Source organism: Rhodopseudomonas rhenobacensis (genome assembly GCF_014203125.1).
GTDB lineage: Bacteria > Pseudomonadota > Alphaproteobacteria > Rhizobiales > Xanthobacteraceae > Rhodopseudomonas_A > Rhodopseudomonas_A rhenobacensis.
Genome location: NZ_JACHIH010000005.1, coordinates 119,182 through 138,744, shown reverse-complemented (window position 1 = coordinate 138,744; position 19,563 = coordinate 119,182). Strand labels below are relative to the sequence as shown.

13 protein-coding genes and 5 pseudogenes are annotated in these 19,563 nt (G+C 62.6%); 9 read left to right on the top strand and 9 right to left on the bottom strand.

Going from position 1 to position 19,563, the window contains the following annotated elements; translation table 11 throughout:
- Positions 1-254: 254 nt before the first annotated feature.
- The 3 genes from HNR60_RS06960 to HNR60_RS06950 form a co-directional block, all read right to left on the bottom strand.
- Positions 255-1,583, bottom strand: coding sequence for an adenylate/guanylate cyclase domain-containing protein (locus HNR60_RS06960; RefSeq protein ID WP_347339316.1), 1,329 nt, complete (start codon positions 1,581-1,583; stop codon positions 255-257).
- Complete coding sequence (locus tag HNR60_RS06955; RefSeq protein ID WP_430694886.1) at positions 1,580-2,221, bottom strand: DUF3313 domain-containing protein; 642 nt, start codon at positions 2,219-2,221, stop codon at positions 1,580-1,582. The genes HNR60_RS06960 and HNR60_RS06955 overlap by 4 nt, the downstream gene beginning before the upstream one ends.
- A 98-nt stretch (positions 2,222-2,319) precedes the next feature.
- Positions 2,320-2,895 (bottom strand): DUF2147 domain-containing protein, encoded by a 576-nt coding sequence (locus HNR60_RS06950; RefSeq protein ID WP_184255767.1) that lies wholly within the window; start codon positions 2,893-2,895, stop codon positions 2,320-2,322.
- A 183-nt stretch (positions 2,896-3,078) separates the two neighbouring features.
- On the opposite strand from HNR60_RS06950, the gene HNR60_RS06945 reads away from it, so the two are divergent.
- Positions 3,079-3,750, top strand: coding sequence for a TetR/AcrR family transcriptional regulator (locus HNR60_RS06945; protein ID WP_184255765.1), 672 nt, complete (start codon positions 3,079-3,081; stop codon positions 3,748-3,750).
- A 406-nt stretch (positions 3,751-4,156) separates the two neighbouring features.
- Positions 4,157-4,927 carry a YkgJ family cysteine cluster protein gene (locus HNR60_RS06940; RefSeq protein ID WP_184255763.1) on the top strand — a complete coding sequence of 257 codons (771 nt, stop codon included), beginning with the start codon at positions 4,157-4,159 and terminating at the stop codon, positions 4,925-4,927.
- 348 nt (positions 4,928-5,275) lie between these two features.
- Here HNR60_RS06940 and HNR60_RS06935 read toward each other — a convergent pair whose 3' ends face one another.
- The 3 genes and pseudogenes from HNR60_RS06935 to HNR60_RS06925 all read right to left on the bottom strand — a co-directional run.
- Complete coding sequence (locus HNR60_RS06935; protein ID WP_184255761.1) at positions 5,276-8,422, bottom strand: efflux RND transporter permease subunit; 3,147 nt, start codon at positions 8,420-8,422, stop codon at positions 5,276-5,278.
- 3 nt (positions 8,423-8,425) lie between these two features.
- Positions 8,426-9,592: an efflux RND transporter periplasmic adaptor subunit gene (locus HNR60_RS06930; protein ID WP_184255759.1), complete on the bottom strand. Its 1,167-nt coding sequence runs from the start codon at positions 9,590-9,592 to the stop codon at positions 8,426-8,428.
- A gap of 189 nt (positions 9,593-9,781) precedes the next feature.
- Positions 9,782-11,149: pseudogene (locus tag HNR60_RS06925) on the bottom strand (molybdopterin cofactor-binding domain-containing protein); the annotation flags it as partial.
- Here HNR60_RS06925 and HNR60_RS06920 point away from each other — a divergent pair.
- The 3 pseudogenes from HNR60_RS06920 to HNR60_RS24090 all read left to right on the top strand — a co-directional run.
- Positions 11,146-11,490: pseudogene (locus HNR60_RS06920) on the top strand (2Fe-2S iron-sulfur cluster-binding protein); the annotation flags it as partial. The pseudogenes HNR60_RS06925 and HNR60_RS06920 sit on opposite strands and share 4 nt — an antisense overlap.
- A pseudogene (locus HNR60_RS06915) lies at positions 11,487-12,086 on the top strand (FAD binding domain-containing protein); the annotation flags it as partial. The pseudogenes HNR60_RS06920 and HNR60_RS06915, both read left to right, overlap by 4 nt.
- A pseudogene (locus HNR60_RS24090) lies at positions 12,087-12,430 on the top strand (xanthine dehydrogenase family protein molybdopterin-binding subunit); the annotation flags it as partial.
- Here the strand turns inward: HNR60_RS24090 and HNR60_RS06910 are convergent.
- Together HNR60_RS06910 and HNR60_RS06905 are read right to left on the bottom strand one after the other, a co-directional pair.
- A pseudogene (locus HNR60_RS06910) lies at positions 12,431-12,730 on the bottom strand (2Fe-2S iron-sulfur cluster-binding protein); the annotation flags it as partial. It abuts the pseudogene before it with no gap.
- A gap of 290 nt (positions 12,731-13,020) precedes the next feature.
- Positions 13,021-13,920: a LysR family transcriptional regulator gene (locus tag HNR60_RS06905; RefSeq protein ID WP_184255755.1), complete on the bottom strand. Its 900-nt coding sequence runs from the start codon at positions 13,918-13,920 to the stop codon at positions 13,021-13,023.
- A 141-nt stretch (positions 13,921-14,061) separates the two neighbouring features.
- On the opposite strand from HNR60_RS06905, the gene HNR60_RS06900 reads away from it, so the two are divergent.
- Positions 14,062-14,775 carry a RibD family protein gene (locus HNR60_RS06900; protein ID WP_184255753.1) on the top strand — a complete coding sequence of 238 codons (714 nt, stop codon included), beginning with the start codon at positions 14,062-14,064 and terminating at the stop codon, positions 14,773-14,775.
- A gap of 242 nt (positions 14,776-15,017) precedes the next feature.
- Here the strand turns inward: HNR60_RS06900 and HNR60_RS06895 are convergent, their stop codons facing one another.
- Positions 15,018-15,455, bottom strand: a complete 438-nt coding sequence (locus HNR60_RS06895; RefSeq protein ID WP_210313326.1) for a winged helix-turn-helix transcriptional regulator — start codon at positions 15,453-15,455, stop codon at positions 15,018-15,020.
- An 89-nt stretch (positions 15,456-15,544) separates the two neighbouring features.
- Here HNR60_RS06895 and HNR60_RS06890 point away from each other — a divergent pair, with 89 nt between their 5' ends.
- The 3 genes from HNR60_RS06890 (at position 15,545) to HNR60_RS06880 (ending at position 19,491) form a co-directional block, all read left to right on the top strand.
- Complete coding sequence (locus HNR60_RS06890) at positions 15,545-16,393, top strand: SDR family oxidoreductase (protein WP_347339315.1); 849 nt, start codon at positions 15,545-15,547, stop codon at positions 16,391-16,393.
- Positions 16,394-16,519: 126 nt separating this feature from the next.
- A complete protein-coding gene (locus tag HNR60_RS06885; RefSeq protein ID WP_184255747.1) occupies positions 16,520-17,911 on the top strand; it encodes an NAD-dependent succinate-semialdehyde dehydrogenase in 1,392 nt (463 codons plus the stop codon).
- A 572-nt stretch (positions 17,912-18,483) separates the two neighbouring features.
- Positions 18,484-19,491 (top strand): alpha/beta hydrolase, encoded by a 1,008-nt coding sequence (locus HNR60_RS06880; RefSeq protein WP_210313336.1) that lies wholly within the window; start codon positions 18,484-18,486, stop codon positions 19,489-19,491.
- Positions 19,492-19,563 lie beyond the last annotated feature (72 nt).

Below are 19,563 nucleotides of genomic sequence, written 5' to 3'. Positions count from 1 at the left end.
GACCTGAACCGTCCACTCCGGTGTGTTGCGGCGTGGATTGGGCGCCGATCCGGGGTCCCGATCCGATGCCGATTGACACCTTGCTTTGATTATCGACGCAAAGCTGTGGGCGATTCACCGTTGCCGAAGCCGTGCCGCTGGATCATTGCGGAATTCAATCCAGTGAAGTGAGCGGAGCCCTTTAGAACCGACTGCGGCTGCCGATTTCTGGGCAAAACGATCTTGACACTTCAGTTGATCTGGACCTGCGTTATCTAGCCCAATGGCGCCCAGATCTGTTGCTTTCGCTCCAATCCTCGCAGGACAAACGAACCAATGAGTTCGAGTGGACGTCCACAGCGTTCGGCGAAAGTGTCGGACACCAAGATCGAACGACACACACGATCGCACAACTCCTCAATGCGGCTTGCCTCATTCACGGCCCGACCGATGACTGTGAAGTCAAGCCGACGACTTGCTCCGACATTACCATAGACTACGTCGCCAAAGTGCAGGACAAGGTCGACTTCCAATTCCGGTAAGCCCGTCGACCGACGCCGATCGTTCAACGCATGATTAAGCGACAGAGCCTGCACTGCCGCATCCAGCGCCATTCCACAAATCGTGGATGATTGGTTTTCGGGTTCCTGCACGCGAAAAATGCCCAGGAATCCGTCGCCGGTGAATTTTAGGATCTCGCCACCGCATCTGGCGATTGGCTCGCCGACGGCATCGAAATGCTCGTCGAGCCAACCAACAACCTTTACCGGATCATCGCGATCTGCCAGCGCCGTAAACGCGCGGAAATCGGCCAACAGGATTGCGGCGGCGACCGTCTCGCCCTCGCCTCTCCGGATATTCCCATTGAGCACGCGTGAACTCGTTTCGGAACCGAGATAGATTCCGAGAGTTTCATGCAAAGTACGTGACAAGCTAAATTTGCACATGGCGAGCCCGAGCGATGGAAGCACTTCAGCCACCATGGCAACGTCCTGGTCATTGAAACCCGAAGGGGCATCGGTCGCAAACGAGACCGCGACGCCCTTTAGCGCGGTTCCCGGCGCAAACCAAATGAGATGCAGGACATAGTCCGTGCCGCCCTCTGCGTGCAGATCGACGAGCGCGGGAATCGGGCGTGTCGGGCACAGCTTGTCATTAAGACGCCACCGGGCAAAAGTCCGCCCCTCCGCGAGAAGGGCATAAACGGGACTACGCTCGAAGGCGTCGATAATCCCATCGCCATATGCAACAGAAAGCAGCGAGGTGCCGCGCTCGCGTTGCCAGTCGATGCTGAAGCCGCGCACGGAGGGGTCGATTGCGGGGACGACGACACTTACTCGCCAGAGCGGCAGCCCCTCGGCGCGCAATTTCGTGCAGAGCTCATCAAGGAAGCCGGATCCATTGTCCAGCGCCGTCGCCCTTTCGGCGATCCACCGCACGATTTGCCGGAGATGCAGCTCCCTGGCCACCTGACTCTCATTGATTTTTTGCGGATCTTTTTCCGAACCAGCCGACAGCGTCCTGTAAGCCGATAGGCGCTGGACCCAGGTTAACAGCTGTCCGTACCAACGCAGCAACGACCCAAATTTGCTGCCCGGGATCACCTGAGCTGTGCCACAAGCGTCTCAGCCCCCTTGTCAAGCCCGGCCTCGGCCGCAGGCAATGCGCCCACGCTTGCCTTGATGTTGAGCGGGTTGGGATATTGCTTACTCACGAAGGCACTGAGCAGGCGGGAGGTTGCGGCATCGAAGACCTCTACGGCGTACACCGATCCGGTCATCGATCCCTCTTCGTCGCGTGCGGCTTGCGCACCGTTGTAAACTCCGCCGGCAACATCGAACCGCGACAGCGTGCCGAGCACGGGGGTGTTGGTGACCGCTCCTGTCAACGTCAGTCTCACGCGAACTGTGTTGGATCCTCGCTGGTTCACAAGCGTGAAACGCCGTCCCAGTTTTTCCACAAACCGAGTCTGCATATAACTCGCGAGCGAAATCTTGTCCTCCTCGGACATATCGGCGAACTGCTGATCCGGACCGCGGTATATTACGACAGGTTCAATGATGGCCTTGTTGTAGGAGCGCCAGTCCACTGGGGTGGAATAGAGATACGGTATGTGCCCAGACGAATCGGACGGATTCGGCGCCAAATACGACGACGAAGCCATCGCTGAATATGGAACCGGCCCAATGCTTGCCCATCCCGCCAAAGTCAAGCTCTGCACCAGAATTGACAGGCGATTCATCGACGCACGGGCATCCATTTCGATCTCCTGTTCTGGTAAGTGCAAACGTGTTGAAGCGACCAGCCAGCCGACACGAAAACGTAAGGCGCCGTGCAGCGCTACTTGACCACTTTGACGATCTTTGCGGACGATGGTGGCTTCGCGACCGGCCGCGTCCATTCTGCATCGGGCTTGGGGCCGTTGAAATCCCCCGTCATCCCAACCAACTGACCCGGAAGAGCATCCACGGTTTGACTCCACGTCTGAGTGGAGCAGAGGACCGAGAGCAGACAGCCCTTCACTTTCAAATCCCTCGTCTCTCGCCAGAGCGAGATCTCGTAAGACTTGCCATTTTCCGCGTTGTAGATCTGTCCGATGAAAACGCCGTCCGGGCTTGGTGCAAGACCCATGATCAGTTGGTGACCAAGAAGAGGCCGGGATCGTTTTGTGACATCAGGATTCTGCTGATCCAAAAGTTGTTCACGTTTGGCGCCGACGGGCGCCCTCATCCAGACGATGTAGCCACAAATATGCTCCAGCTTCGGTCCGCAGCGCTCGATTCGAATCCGCGCGCGACCGTCTTCCGTAAGCCAAGTCCCGCTCGGATCGACGGGAGTCGCGGCAATGCCGGGACTTGCAGCAGCTACCCAGCCGGCGGCAAGAGCCGCGCACATAATCCTTCGGAACATCAACATCTTCGCCTCATTCTTCTCTTGCCGCGCCCATGCTCGGCAGCGAGGTTTTTGCAGGCCATTAATCAGACTACGTCGTACTATTACACTCTTTCGTGGCCGTCGGCAAGCCGATATGCAAAGTATCCGCAGAGTGAGTGCAGGACCGATCGCCCCACAGTCGTGGACGATCTGGAGAAGATCTGAATGAATGTCACCAAGGCCAAGCCGAACAAGGTTGTTAGACGACGCAGCGGGCGGCCGACCAAAGAGCAGGCCGGGCAGATCACCGACCACATCGTGGTCGTGGCGACGCGCCTGTTCTCTGAGACAAGTTTTGAAGCGACGACTGTCGACCTTATCGCTGCAAAGGCCGGCATATCGAAGCAGACCTTTTACGCGCGCTTCGACTCCAAAGAGGCATTGTTTGCCGCCGTGATCCGGAAGCGGATGAACGACCTCTTCTTGGCGAGCCCCGGCCAACCTGATAGAGCCGGCCCGATCGAGCCGACGCTGGTGAGGATCGGCGTCGAGCTTTCAAAGCGCGCGCTATCGCCGGCGGCCATTGCGATCGATCGGCTCATCTCGTCAGAGGCGTATCAATTTCGGCAACTTGCCCTCGCCTACCAGGAGAGCGCGACCCACGCTCGGGGTCTGATCGCCGGGATATTCTCCAATGCTATGCGCGAAGGCCAGATAACAACGGCAGATTCTCGCTTTCTGGCGCAGCAGTTCCTGTTTTCGGTGGTGGATGGTCCGACCCGTGCACTGATCCTCACGGGCAAGACCGCTAAGCCGGAACAAGAGCTCCGCGAGCAAGTGAGAGCTGCAGTCGACTTGTTTCTTGACGGATGCCGACCTTCGGATCGGTCCGCGTAGATCGGCGATAGTCAGCGGGGAAGCACCAACGCTGTCGCCGCGCGGCGCGATCGCCATGACGTCGCCGCGGCGCGAGTCGAGGGCTGCCCCGTCGTGCAACCCCAGTGTCATTCAAATAGCTTGGAGATGTCGTCATTATATGATCTGGACCCCGGTCGTGTCCGGGCGGACAGGTCGCCGCTCAGATTGGGCACGTCCCGTTGAACGGAGGGGTTAAGTTCTGGGCGCCGATTCGGGGCCCGATCCGATGCCGATTGACACACCAGATACCCTGACGCTCGATTCATGACAGCGATTCATAGGCCCAAGTTGTTTCACACGGCTAATCAGGATGGCGGAAGGAAGCTATCGTAGGCATGCGGCCGCAGCGACATCATCTCCGCGTCCGGCCCGATCGAGATCGGCCATGCCAATGCTGGACCAGCAACAGATCGACTTCAGGTGCTCCATTTGCGGCGGTTGCTGCAAGGGGCGCTACGTCCCTCTCTCCCTCGGCGAGACCCGAGCATGGCTCCACCGCGGCCATCGCGTCGCAATCCTGCTCGAGGCCTTCGCACGGCAGCAGCACGCTTCGGATCCGCGCCAATACATCTACGACGCGAATCGCGGCGCGCAGGCACGGTCCGGCGATCTCGACATTTATCTCATCGCGGCGTTCGCCGCCGATGCGATCCCGACATGCCCGCAACTGGGAGAGAACCACTTCTGCAACATCTACGAGCAGAGGCCGGCCGTCTGTCGAATCTATCCGTTTGAGATGAACCCGTTCGTCGCATTTCGAACGGAGCAGAAGGATTGCCCGCCTGAAGCCTGGGTTGCCCCCGAGGAGGCTGCTGCGGGCCACCGATCGGACAACACGCTCGCGCAACTGATAGAGGCGGCCAGGACCGCAAACGTGGTCGATGCAGCGGCCAAAATCGCCATCTGCGAACGGCTTGGCCTCTCCGTGACGGCTTGGCGTGGCAACGGCTACGCCATCCATACGCCCGAGATCGCCGAGTTTGAGGCCGCTATTCACGTCATCGACACCATGGCAGAGCCGGCCTCAAATCGGCTGGATTGGCAGATCCAGGTGCACGGCGCCGGCATCGCGCAGTTGCTGAGCGAAAGGAACGCCAAGTTGTTCAGCGCCGAGGTCGGCCACCACCGCTTTGTCCACTTCGGCGGACCAGCGTGATGGAGCGCCAGCACTCGATCGCCAACCGGAACAACGCGTCAGAAACGCCGACGCGACGCTCGGCCGCTCGGCCGATATCGCTAGCGCCATGACGGGCCGTCGCCAGGTGGTGCGGCGCTTCGGGCATACCGGGTTTATTACGGGCGATCTCGAACAGCCAGAAACCGAATGATAGCCTCTCGGCAGCGGCCTTTCTAGCAACCGTATCCTGCCGGGAAATCTTCGACGACCGCAAAGCCGTCCGTCCGCCGGACGTTGCCCATCACGCAAGAGACGCGAAGCTTCGCATCTCGCACTTGGCGCTCAATCATACAATGCGTCGCTTGCAGACATCAACGTCGGACGCGGTCACGATCGATCCTGTCCAGGTTCGGCCGGCGCCAGCTGCGCGGTGTTGCGCCGCCATTTCCTCTCGCGCAGCCGTTGGAACACGACGTAGAGCATCGGGATCACGAAGATGCCGAGCAAGCTGGCGCCGATCATGCCGGCGAACACCGAGGTGCCGACCCCGCGGCGGCTGATCTGCGCCGCACCATGCGCCACCACCAACGGCGCCAGCCCGAGGATGAAGGCGATCGAGGTCATCATCACCGCGCGGAATCTCATCCGCGCGCCGGCGATGGCGGCTTCCTCGATGCTGCTGCCGGCCTCGCGCTGCTCCTTGGCGAATTCGACGATCAGGATGCCATTCTTCGCCGCGAGCGCAATCAGAACGACGAGACCGATCTGGGCGTAGAGATCGAGCGTCAGCCCGGCGACCAGAATGCCGACGAAAGCCGTCAACACGCCGACCGCCACCGACAGCAGCACCGGGATCGGGATGATCCAGCTTTCATAGAGCCCGACCAGGAACAGGAACGCGAACAGCACCGCCAGCGCGAGAATGATTCCGGTCTGTCCCGAGGCCTGCTGCTCCTGATAGGCCGAGCCGGTCCATTCGAAGGAATAGGATTGCGGCAGCGTCTTGCTCGATACGTCCTGCATCGCCGCCAGCGCGGCGCCGGACGACGCTCCCGCGGCCGGACTGCCATTGACGGTGACCGACCGGTAGTTGTTGTAGCGCGTGATCACCTGCGGACCCAACACGGTCGATACCTCGGCAATCGATCGCAGCGGCACCATCTCGCCGTCGCGGTTGCGGATCTGGATCTGCCACAGCGCTTCGATGTCGCGCCGATTGCTCGCCTCGCCCTGGATGTTGACCTGCCAGGTGCGGCCGTAGAGATTGAAGTCGTTGGTGTACAAGCCACCGAGCGTGGCCTGCAGCGCCGAGAAGATGTCGTTCATGCCGAGGCCGAGTGCCTGGGCCTTGGCGCGGTAGATGTTCAGGTAGAGCGACGGGTTGGTGGTGGTGTAGGTCGAGAACACCCGCGCCATCCGGTCGTCGCCATTGGCCGCCGCGACCAGTCCCTGCATCGTGCTGCCGAGCGCGACCGCGCCTTGTCCTTCGAGCGCCTCCAGCTGATACTCAAAGCCGCCGCTGGTGGACAGGCCGATGATCGGCGGCAGGTTGAACGGCTGCACCATGGCGGTTCTGATCTGCGAGCCCTCCCGCGCGGTCTTTGCGATCAGCGCCTGCACCGAGTCCGACGCTGCGCGCCGATCGGCAAACGGTTTCAGCTTGGCGAAGACGAACGCGGCGTTGGACTCCGACGCCGAATCCAGCAGCGAATAGCCGAGCACGGTGAACACGTCGCGGACCTGCGGCATGTCGCCGACGATTTTCTCGACGCTTCGGACCGCCTCGCTGGTGCGCGCCAGCGACGCGCCGTCCGGCAGTTGCACCGAGACGAAGAACGCGCCTTGATCCTCCTCGGGCAGGAAGCTGGTCGGGGTGATCCTGGCGAGGCCGAAAATGCCGACGCCGCAGCCGGCAATGATGACCAGCGACACGCTCGACACCCGAACGAGGCGCCGAACGATCGAAGCGTAGCCGTTCTGGGTCTTCTCGATGCCGTTGTGCAGGCTGGCCATGATGCCGTGGCGCTGTCCTTCGTGGCGCAGGAAGATCGCGCACAGCGCCGGCGACAGCGTCAGCGCGTTGACTGCCGAAATCAGCATCGCGGCACTGATCGTGACCGCGAACTGCCGGAACAGTTGACCGGACAGCCCCGGGATGAAGGCGATCGGCACGAACACCGACAGCAGTACCAGCGTGATCGCGATGATCGGCGCGGTGATCTGCGCCATCGCCTTCTTGGTCGCGTCCGCGGGGCTGAGATCCGGCTCCGCCTCCATCACGCGCTCGACATTCTCGACGACGACGATCGCATCGTCGACTACCACGCCGATCGCCAGCACCATGGCCAGCAACGAGACGGTGTTGGCCGAATAACCCATCGACAGCAGGATGACGAAGGTGCCGATCAGGCTGACCGGCACGGCGATGGTCGGAATGATGGTGGCGCGCAGATTGCCCAGGAACAGGAAAACCACGATCACCACCAGGACGAAGGCTTCGGCCAAGGTGTACGCAACCTCGGTCATCGTATCGGTCACGAACGTCGTGGTGTCGTTGACGACCTTGGACGTCATGCCCTCGGGAAAGCGCTTGCTGAGCTGCTCCAGCTTGGCGTTGACCAGGGCCGCGGTCGTGACGGCGTTGGCGTCGGGCGCCAGATAGATCGCCGCCGCCACCGTCGGCTTGCCGTTGAGGCGGCTGTCGATGTCGTTGTTCTGCGCGCCGAGCTCGACGCGGGCGACATCGCGCACCCGCAACATCGATCCGTCGGGATTGGCGCGCAGCACGATCTCGCCAAATTGCTCGGGCGTGGTCAGGCGGCCTTGCGTCTGCACGTTCATCTGGAACTGCTGATCGTCCTCGACCGGCGGCGCGCCGATCCGTCCGGTCGGCGCCTGGACGTTCTGCGCCTCCACGGCGGCGGCGACGTCCGACGGCGACACGTTGAGACTGATCAGACGCTGCACGTCGTACCAGATCCGCATCGAATAGCGCAGCCGGGCAAACAGCTGCGCCTGTCCGACGCCCGGAATCCGCGAAATCTCGTCGAGGACGTTGATGGTGATGTAGTTGGCGATGAACAGCGAATCGTGCTTCTCGCTGGAGAAGCCGATGAATTGCAGGATGGCCGAGGATTGCTTGCGGACCGTGATGCCCTGGCGCTGGATTTCCTGCGGCAGCTGCGGCAGTGCGGTCTGCACCCGGTTGTTGACGTTGACCGTATTGACGTCGGCATTGGTTCCGAGCGCAAAGCTGATCGTCAGCCGGTAGCTGCCGTCGTTGGCGCTGGTCGACTTCATGTACAGCATCTTGTCGACGCCGACAATCTGCGCCTCCAGAGGCTGCGCGACGGCGCTTTCGACCACCGCCGCCGAGGCGCCGGGAAAATTCGCCGAGACCTGGACCTGAGGCGGCACGATGTTGGGAAACTGGGCGACCGGCATCTGCATCATGGCCAGCGCGCCGGCGATGGTCATGACGATGGCGATGACGACGGCTAGCCTCGGCCGATCAACGAAGACGGATGAGATCATGGATTATTTCTGTCCGACGGTGGTGGGACTTGGCGTCATCGCCGCCGGCGAGACCACCGCGCCGTTGCGCACGCGCTGCAGGCCCTCGACGATCACCTGCTCGCCGTCCTGCAGGCCATCGGCGACCACGGCGAGCGCCGGCGTCGCCGACGGATCCAGCGTGATGCCCCGTCGGGTCGCCTTGTTGTCTTTATCGACCACGAAGACGTAGTCGCCGCCCTGGTCCGTCAACAGTGCCGCGCGCGGGATGGTGAGCCGGCTGATCGGCTCCGCGCCTTCGAGCAGCACGGTGACGAGCTCGGCGTCGACCAGCGCACGATGCGCTTCTCGATTGGCCTGTTCGGGCGCCATGGCCGGATTCGGAATGACGGCGCGTAATTGCAGCGTGTCGGTGTTGCCGGTGACGCTGTTGTTGATGAAGTCGAGCTTGCCGGTCTGCTGATAGATATCGCCGTTGGGAAGTCTGATCCGCACCTTCAGGGCGTCGAAGCCCTCGCTCTGCGCGAGCTTCTCGCGCACCTCCAGAGCGGTGCGCGTCGGGACGGGAAACAGCACATACATCGGGTCCTGACTGACGACCGTGGTCAGCGTTCCAGAACTGGGGCTGACGACGTTGCCTTCGGTCACCGAGGTCCGGCCGATCTTGCCGTCGATCGGCGAGCGAATTTCCGTATAGGCAAGGTTGATCTCGGACTGCCGAAGCTGCGCCTGGGCGGCGGCCACCTGGGCCTGCGTCGACAGCTGGGCGGCCTGGGCGTTGTCGGCGGTCGCGACCGTGCCCGCGGATGTCTTCAGCAGCTGCTCGGCGCGGTTAAGCGCAAGCTCGGCATTCTTCAACTGCGCCTCGAACTGCGCGACCGAAGCCTGCCGGGCCTGCACATCGGCTTTGAACGGATCCTGCTCGAGCAAGTAAAGCAAGTCGCCCTGCTTCACCTCGGCGCCTTCCGTAAATGCCCGCTTGGTCAGGAACGCGGTCACGCGAGGCTGGATCTCGACGCGACTGACCGCCTGGACGCGCCCCAGGAATTCCGAACTCTCGGTGATCGGCTTGCGCTCCGCCCGCGCAACGCCAACGGCAGGGGGCGATGGCGGTGGGGACTGCTGGGCATTTGATGAGGTTGCGGCCGCGATCAGGACGACTGTGAAAGCGAAACGGGACAACTGGTTCATGAAATCTCTGCGCAGGAACTCGATCAAAATTAGCTAGGGTGGTGGGCGTCAATCGACTAGGCCCGTTCCATTGCATGAACTTATGTCGAGCATTCATCAATCGCTCATGGCTGCCCCGCCCCTCCGCCGGCTTCGCATGCGAAACTCGCGAAGCGCGGCGGTCGAGCGGCGTAGCGAACTGTCGCAGGTTCACCCCACCTCCGGCATGCGGTCGAGCAGCTTATCCAGCGTGACCGGATAGTCTCGCACCCGAATGCCAGTGGCGTTGTAGATCGCATTGGCCAACGCCGCGGCGACACCGCAGAGGCCGAGTTCGCCGATGCCCTTCGCCTTCATCGGCGAGGACATCGGATCGGTCTCATCCAGGAAGATCGTGTCCTGATGCGGAATGTCGGCATGGACCGGCACTTCGTAGCCGGCTGGATCGTGATTGACGAAGAAGCCTGCGCGTTTGTCCACGGCAAGTTCCTCCATCAAGGCGGCACCAACGCCCATGGTCATGGCGCCGATCACTTGGCTGCGTGCCGTCTTCGGATTCAGGATACGCCCGGCGGCGCAGACGGCGAGCATTCGACGAACGCGGGTCTCGGCGGTTGCAACATCGACGCCGAGTTCGACGAAATGCGCGCCGAAGGTCGATTGCTGATGAGTCTTCGCCAGTTCGCCGTATTCGATCGCATCCTCGGCGACGAGTTCGCCGTCCGACGCGGCCTGCCGCAGCGGAACGCTGCGGTTGCCCGACGACACCCGACCGTCGGAGAACGCGACATCGGCCGAGTTGAAGCCGAGCTTCTGGGCAACCGTCTCGCGCAGCTTGACGCAGGCCGCGTAGACCCCCGACGTCGAATTGTTGGCGCCGAACTGCCCGCCCGAGCCGGCCGAGACCGGAAACGTCGAGTCTCCGAGACGCACGACGACGCTCTCGAGCGGCAATCCCATCATCTCGGCGGCCGTCTGTGCGATGATGGTGTAGCTGCCGGTCCCGATATCGGTCATGTCGGTCTCGACCGTCACGATTCCGCGACTATCCAGCCGAACCCGCGCGCCTGATTTCATCAAGATGTTATTTCGAAATGCCGCCGCCATGCCGACGCCGACCAGCCATCGGCCGTCGCGCTGCTGGCCGGGCTGCGGGTTGCGCGCACGCCATCCGAAGCGCTCGGCGCCGACCCGCATGCACTCGACCAATTGTCGCTGGGAGAACGGCCGATTCGGCTTTTCCGGGTCCACCTGCGTGTCGTTGCGGGCGCGGAATTCGATCGGATCGAGCCCCAAACGCTCCGCCATCTCGTCCATCGCGATCTCCAGCGCCATCATGCCCGGCGCTTCGCCGGGCGCCCGCATGGCGTTGCCTTCCGGCAAATCCAGCACGGCGAGGCGAAGCGCCGTCATGCGATGCTCGCCGGCATAGAGCAGACGAGTCTGCTGAACCGCCGTCTCGGGCTTGCCGTCCGGCAGATTGCCCGACCAGCTTTCGTGGCCGATCGCGGTGATCTTGCCGTCACGGGTCGCGCCCATGCGAATCCGTTGAATCGTCGCGGGCCGATGCGTAGCGGATCAATTCCTGCCTGACGCTTGCGGTGATGCACGAAGGCAGCAGCGTTACCACGATCGAGGGCCTCGGGACCCCGGAGAACCTGCACCCGATGCAGGCCGCCTTCATCAAGCACGACGGCTACCAATGCGGCTACTGCACGCCTGGCCAGATCTGCTCCGCGGTCGCGGTGCTCGATGAAATCAAGTCCGGCGTGCCGAGTCACGTCAGCGGCAGCCTGACGACGGCGCCGGAATTCAGCGCGGCCGAACTGCGCGAGCGTATGAGCGGCAATATCTGTCGCCGCGGGGCCTACTCGAACATCGTCGAAGCGGTCACCGAAGTCGCAGGGAGGCCGGCATGAAATCCTTCACCTACGAAAAAGTGAATTCGCCCGCCGCGGCGGCGACCGCCGGCAGCACGACGGGTAGCGCGAAATTCATCGCCGGCGGAACCAACTTGCTCGACCTGACGAAGCTGGAGATCGAGACGTCGGCGCATCTGATCGACGTCAACGGCCTCGGCCTCGACAAGATCGAACCGACCGCCGAGGGCGGTTTGCGGATCGGCGCACTGGTACGCAACACCGCGCTGGCAGCAGATGAGCGGGTGCGTCGCGATTACGGGTTGTTGTCGCGTGCGCTGCTGGCGGGCGCATCCGGCCAGTTGCGCAACAAAGCCACCACCGCCGGCAACCTGCTGCAGCGGACGCGGTGCCCTTATTTCTACGACACCAATCAGCCGTGCAACAAGCGCACGCCGGGCAGCGGCTGCTCGGCGATCGGCGGCGTCGCGCGTTCGCTCGCGGTGATCGGCGCCAGCGAAGCCTGCATCGCCACCCATCCAAGCGACATGGCGGTCGCGATGCGCGCGCTCGATGCGACGGTGGAAACCGTCGGTCCGGACGCCAGGACGCGCGCGATCGCGATCGCCGATTTCCATCGGCTCCCTGGCGACACGTCGATGGATCTGGCCCAGGCGCAGGCCGCCCCGGGCGTGCTGGCGATCGTAACGGCCGACAACGCCGGCAAATCGGCAAGGGCAGTTACAATACGGCGAAGCTGCTCGGCGGGCCGGAGATTGAGCACTATCACCAGGCCGTAGCGGTGGTGGTTGCCGAGACGTTCGAGCAGGCGCGCGCCGCCGCGAACCTGATCCGAGTCGCGTATAGCGAAACCAAAGGGGCGTTCGATCTGGCAACCGGACGGGACGGTGCTGCCAAGCCGCCCGGTCGCGGCGACGACCAGTCCGACACGGCCGTCGGCGATTTCGCAGGCGCATTCGCGGCCGCGCCGGTGCAGTTGCCCGTCGACGATCACCGTGCAGGCCCCGCACTGACCGTGGTCGCAGCCCTTCTTGGTGCCCGTCAGTTGCAGATGCTCGCGCAGCGCGTCGAGCAACGTGGTCCGCGTGTCGAGCTCGAGGTTGCGCAGCGCGCCGTTGACCTTAAGCGAGACTTTCGAAGCGGGAGCCGTCGGAACAGATGCCGCGGAACTCGTGATCTGTGCTTCGGCCGAGCCCGCCGCGGTGGTCGCCGCCAAGGATGCGCCCGCGACGATCAAAAGATCGCGACGCGATAGCGAAAGGTCGTCTGATTTCGGCATGGGTGCACACCCTTTCTCACGCACGGCAGCAAAGTCCGCCGAATCGCCCCCACCAACGCCGACCGTCGTTCAATGGTTCGAGCTGATTACCTGCGCCGGATGGCATGAACCTATGATCAGGGCTCATGAATTCCGCGTGCGAATGTCGCGGGTTGCCGGCGAACCGAGTCGAAGCTATTCGCGATTATCGGAAAGCTGGGAACTGGGCGTCGTCTCGAAACTGGCCGCGCGTTCGCGACTTCCGCTACGTCATGCGGCTGTCCGTCATGCGGCTCGCTCGTTCGTCACCGCTATGATCTGGCCCGGTAACGTAGCGCCTCAACCAGCAGCGTGAAAGCGGCCAACGGCTGGCGGCGGTTCGGATAATATAGATGGTAACCGCCAAACGGCGGACACCAGTCGTCGAGCACGGTCACCAGCGTGCCAGCGGCGAGATGACCCGCGACCAGGTCCTCCATCACAAAGCCAAGGCCGAACCCGGCCGCCGTGGCGCGGACGATCATCGCGGAGTTGTTGAAGGCCAATTGCCCTTCGACGCGCACGTTCAACTCACGTCCGCCCTTCTGCAGCTCCCACGGATACAACCCGCCCGATGTCGGCAGGCGAAGATTGATGCATTTGTGGTTGGCAAGGTCGAGCGGGTCGCGCGGAGCATCGTGACGGGCAAGATAGGAAGGCGCCCCTACCACCACCATGCGCAGATCGGGCCCGATCCTGACCGCGACCATGTCCTTGGCGATCGACTCGCCGAGCCTGACGCCGGCGTCGAAGCGCTCGGCGACAATATCGGTCAGACCAGGGTCGAGGTTTAGCTCGACATGGATATCGGGATGGCTCGGCAGGAAGGTCTCCAGGGCAGGCCATAACAGGGTCCTCGCGGCGTGTTCCGACGTCGTGATGCGGATCGTTCCCGCTGGCTTCTCGCGTAGTTCTCGGACCGAGGCGAGCTCGAGCGCGATGTCGTCGAGCGCCGGACCCAGCGTCTTCAGCAGCCGTTCTCCGGCGGCGGTGGGCGCCACGCTGCGCGTCGTTCGGGTCAACAACCGGACCCCGAGGCTGGTCTCCAACCTGCGGATCGTATGGCTCAGCGCCGATTGCGAGGTGCCAAGCTGCACCGCCGCACGGGTGAAGCTGCCCTCCTTCGCCACCGTCAAGAAGGCGTACAGATCGGCCAGTTCTTCGCGCCGCATTCATGAACTCCGGATATGACTTCATCCGGATTATAACTCCTAATAGCTGACCCGTGTCAGGGCTAATTTTACCTGTGCAAGGGGTGGTGGCACCGCCGCGTCCTGCCCTACGATGAAGCCCGCGGCGCTTCAGGAGTCGACATGACGAAACCCCACATCGTCTGCCACATGGTTTCCTCGCTCGACGGACGCCTTTCGCCGAGCAATTGGACCGCAAGCCCGGACGGCAATCGCAACGACTGGTCGGCGGCCTATGCTGCAATTCACGAAAAACTGAAGGGCGAAGCCTGGATCGTCGGCCGAGTGACCATGGCCGAGATGGCGAAAGGCGTGCCGCACGCGCCCGCCGTCAATGGCGAGATCGAGCGGCCGCTTTACTTGGCGCCCCATGGCCACGCCCCTTACGCGATCGCGCTGGACGCCTCCGGCAAACTTCATTTCGACCGCGCTGACATCGACGGCGATCACATCGTGGTTCTGCTTGGCCGCGATGTTTCGGACAGCCATCTCGCCGAGCTGAAAGCCGACGGGATCTCCTACATCGTTTCGCAGTCGACACAGGTGGAGCTTCCGGCCATGCTCGACGTACTCCGCGGCGAGCTCGGCATCCGACGCCTGCTGCTGGAAGGTGGCGGCGGCATCAACGGCTCGTTCTTCGCAGCCGGACTGGTCGACGAGCTCAGCGTGATCGTGGCGCCCGCGCTCGATGGACGATCCGGCGGCAAATCCATCGTTGACTCAGGCGAGGTCGGGCTGGCCGGCAAGGTCGAACTGTCGCTGACATCCTGCGACAAGCTGGAACATGGCGCCATTCATCTGCTCTACGCGGTGAAGCCAAACCAACCCAAGTGCTGAAGCCTCCCATGCGGATCATGCGGGACGGTTAGGCCGTCGCGTCATGTGATAACGTGGCGTCCCGCTAAACTTTCAAAATCGTTCGAACTGGTACGCCGACGCGGGCACCCCGCCTCCGCCATCCGCACGCTCCCTGATGAGCAGCGCGGACGGCTCAATGCAACGAGCGTTGCACAGCGCGCCGGCGTTCACCGGATCGAAGCCAGCGTCCCTGATCCATGCGGTCGCGCGATGTCGGCGCATCAAAGCTGCGCGATCCGGGTGCGATCGCGTCTCGTATCCCAATGCTTGGCGATGCGCGGGAGGCTGATCTCGATCCAGTCGGCGAGTTCCTGAACCTTGGTCGCCGCTTCTTGCCCCAATGGGGTGAGCGTGTACTCCACATGCGGCGGCACGATCTTGTAGGCTTTGCGCGCGACCATGCCGTCGGCCTCCAGCAATTGCAGCGTCTGCGCCAGCATCCGCTCGCTGACCCCGCCGATCTTTCGGCGCAGGTCGCTGAAGCGCTCGGTGCCAGGCCGCAGCGCGATCAGAACCAGCACGCCCCAGCGGCTGGTCAGATGCTTGAGCACATCGCGCGAGGGACAAGCGGCCGCCATCAGGTCACCACGCGCGAGTTTCTCCGACAATGTCGCGGCCGCGCCGCGCGCATCGCCTTCCGCGGGGGCAGCGATATCCATTCCATACTTACCTTTGTGTTCGTACTGACGAAACATCACCATGCGGCCCATATGGCATTCAGCATCCACTGAAACAAGGAGTTCGCCTCGTGACCATTGCCGTGACAGGAGCCACCGGCCAGCTCGGAAGGCTGGTCGTCGAGAAACTCAAGCAGAAGCTGCCGGCCTCCGCCATTATTGCGCTGGTGCGCAGCCCGGAAAAGGCGGCTGACCTGGGCGTGCCGGCCCGCGCCGCCGACTATGGCAAGCCTTCCACGCTCGACGCGGCATTGGCCGGCGTCGATACCCTGCTGCTGATCTCCTCCAACGAAATCGGCAAACGCGCCGTGCAGCACAACAACGTGATCGAGGCCGCGAAGATGGCAGGCGTGACGCATATCGTCTACACCAGCCTGCTGCATGCCGACACGTCGCCGCTCAGCCTGGCCGACGAACATCGCCAGACCGAAGCCGACCTGACGTCTTCCGGCGTTCCCTTCACCATCCTGCGCAACGGCTGGTACAGCGAGAATTACACCGGCTCGATCGGGGCAGCGCTTGCGGGCGGCGCCTTCATCGGCAGCGCCGGCGACGGCAAGATCGCTGCCGCGCCGCGTGCCGACTATGCCGAGGCGGCCGTGGCTGTCCTCACTCGTGATGGCGATGCAGGGAAGACCTACGAACTGGCAGGCGACACCGCCTGGACGCTCTCCGAGCTTGCTGCCGAAATCTCGAGGCAAACCGGCAAGGACATTCCTTACAAGAACCTTGCCGAAGCGGACTACGCAGCCGCCTTGAAAAGCCATGGCGTGCCGGACGGCTTCGCAGCCGCCATCGCCTCGTGGGATGTCGGGGCCGCCAAGGGCGCGCTGTTCGACGACGGGCAGCAGCTCTCCACGCTGATCGGCCGGCCAACCACGCCGCTCTCGGTTGCGGTCGCGACCGCTCTGAAGTCGTAGACTCGGAAATCTGCCCCCGCAGAGCGCTAGCTGCAGCCCAAACACACTTCCCTTCACCGAAGACAGAGCCGGTTTTTCGGCTCTGATCGTTGACCTCGTTGAGCGACGCTCACGGAAAGAACCATCATGGCCTATACTACGATCAATCCCTACACCGGCGAAACGTTGAAATCCTTTGCCGACGCCAGCGACGCCGAGGTCCGCGATGCGATCAGCAAGGCGCACGACGCCTTCCTCGCCTGGAAGGAGACACCCTTTGCCGAACGCGGGCGCATCCTGCAAAACGCCGCAGACATCTTGCGCAAGAACAGCGACGGCTATGCCAAGTTACTGACACTTGAAATGGGTAAGCTGTTCTCCGAGGCGAAGGCCGAGGTCGAGCTGTCGGCCAAGATCTTCGAATATTACGTCCGCAACGCAGAGGCGTTGCTCAAGCCGCAGACGCTACCGGTGTTCGATCCGGCCGAAGGCGATGCAATCGTCGTTCACGATCCGCTCGGCGTGCTGCTCGCGATCGAGCCGTGGAATTTTCCTTATTACCAGATCGCCCGGATCCTCGCGCCGCAGCTCGCGGCCGGCAACACCCTGCTCTTGAAGCACGCTTCGAACGTGCCGCAAAGCGCGGCCGCCTTCCAGGATCTGATGAAGCAGGCGGGATTGCCCGACGGCGCCTTCCGCAATCTCTATGCTACGCGCGCGCAGATCGAGCTCATCATCAACGATGACCGCGTCCAGGGCGTGGCCCTCACCGGCTCTGAAGCAGCCGGCTCGATGGTCGCCGCGCAGGCCGGCAAGGCGTTGAAGAAATCCACCCTGGAACTCGGTGGTGCCGACGCCTTCGTCGTGCTGGCGGACGCCGATCTGGAGAAGACCACCAAATGGGCGGTGGTGGGGCGGCATTGGAACGGCGGACAGGTCTGCGTTTCGTCCAAGCGCATGATCGTCGTCGACGCGGTCTATGACGATTTTCTCGGCCGCTATCGCAAGGGCGTCGCGGGTCTTGTCGCCGGTGATCCGTTCGATCCGACGACCACGCTCGCACCGCTCTCCTCGCAGAGCGCTGCCGACGAAGTGAAGGACAAGATCCGCGAGGCGGTGAAGCTCGGTGCTAAGGCCGAGCAAGTCGGACCGCCGGTTCCCAATCAAGGGGCCTTCGTGCAGCCGACCATCCTGACCGATCTCGCGCAGGATAATCCTGCCCGATACTGGGAATTCTTTGGACCGATCTCGATGCTATTCCGCGCCAAGGACGAGGACGATGCCGTCCGCATCGCCAACGATTCACCATTCGGTCTCGGCGGCTCGGTGTTCACCTCCGACCCTGCGCACGGGGCGGACGTGGCGAAACGGATTTCGAGCGGCATGGTCTTCGTCAACCACCCGACCAAGGTCGAGGCCGACCTGCCGTTCGGCGGCATCCGTCGTTCCGGTTACGGCCGTGAACTGATCGGGCTTGGGCTCAAGGAATTCGTCAACCACAAGCTCATCGACGTCGTCGATATCGACGCGCGTTTCTAGCGCCTGCTGAGCTGCTCAGGCCCCGTGCCGCCCGGGACCGCACCATAGCTGCGGAGACCGCCGTCCGTTGGCTGGCGGATCGCTGTAACCATCGCGATAGCGGGCGATCGTGTTCGGCCTCGCTTATCGCCGGAGGGCCGTTCGGCGACGAACTGCTGGATGAGCGCTGGTAATGCCGCGGCGATGCTGTGCCATATCGCTCGGCCACGCTCCGAATCGCCGGACCAAGATTCGTTGCTGTCTTGCCCACCCAAGGGCTGAGCTTCGCGGCACGCCTCCACATTCATTAGGCCGTCTTATGAGAGAATGCCGATAAGAGAGACTAATCCTCATTATCTCTTACGGTTACGAATATCCGACGTGAACAATGTCCAGATCACAGATCAGACCTCGCAGCTGTCGGCAGAGAAGATACTTGAATGACGTGCCTGCGCTGAAGCTGGCGCCACACGTTCCCCGTGGATCAAACACTGGAGTTCGAAGTGACCGATGACGTGATCAACAAGAAGAGGCGGGAATTCCTCAGAGCCTCGGCGCTCATTCTCTCAGGTGCAGTGTTAGGAGCTTCAACAATGAGCAATGCCACCGCCGTCGCGGCCGATCACAACCAAAATCCGTTCACCTTGGTCTATGGCGGCGCCATCACGAATAATGAGCCAGGCAAGGTCAATATCCACCCGGTCAATTACAAGCTTAATGGTCTGGATATCGCCGCCAACGTCTACACTCCGGCCAACTATGATCCAACCAAGAAATATCCTGCGATCGTCGTGGCACACCCGAACGGCGGAGTGAAGGAGCAGGTCGCGGGCTTGTATGCCCAGCACCTCGCGGAACAGGGCTACGTCACGATCACGGCGGATGCCGCATATCAGGGTGGGAGTGGTGGTGCGCCGCGGAGCGTGGACAAACCTACGTTCCGCATCGAGGACATCCACGGTATGGCGGACTTCATCACCCGCTATCCCGGTGTTGACGCTGCGCGTCTGGGGCTGTTCGGCATCTGCGGCGGTGGCGGCTACTCGTTGGCGGCAGCCAAAACCGACAAGCGCTTCAAGTCGATCGCGACGCTGAGCATGTTCAATTCCGGGCGGGTCCGTCGCAACGGCTATGTCGATTCACAACTGCAGACCATCCAGCAACGCCTGCAGCAGGCCTCAGATGCCCGCGCCCAGGAAGCCGGCGGCGGAGAAATCCTCTACGCCGGTGACGCCAATCTGACAGACGCGCAGATCGCCGCACTGCCGTTTGATCTGTACCGGCAAGGTTATGAGTATTACTGGAAGACGCACGCGCACGCCGGCTCGACATTCAAATACACGATGAGCAGCTTGCTTGACCTGATGCGTTGGGATGCCACCGACCAGATCGAACTGATCGACAAGCCGCTGCTGATGCTCGCCGGCAGCAAGGCTGACAGCCTGTACATGACCGAGGATGCATTTGCGAAGGCCACCGGCACGACCGACAAGGCGTTGTTCAGGATCGACGGCGCAACCCATATCGAAACCTATTGGGTCCCCAAATATGTGGATGCGGCAATGGGCAAGCTGACACCGTTTTTCGCTCGGACCCTCTAGCTTCGGGCCCGGTCGTTGCAACTTTGTTGAAGCCAGCTCACCAACTCCGGAACGGTTAGTTTCGGCTCGGTG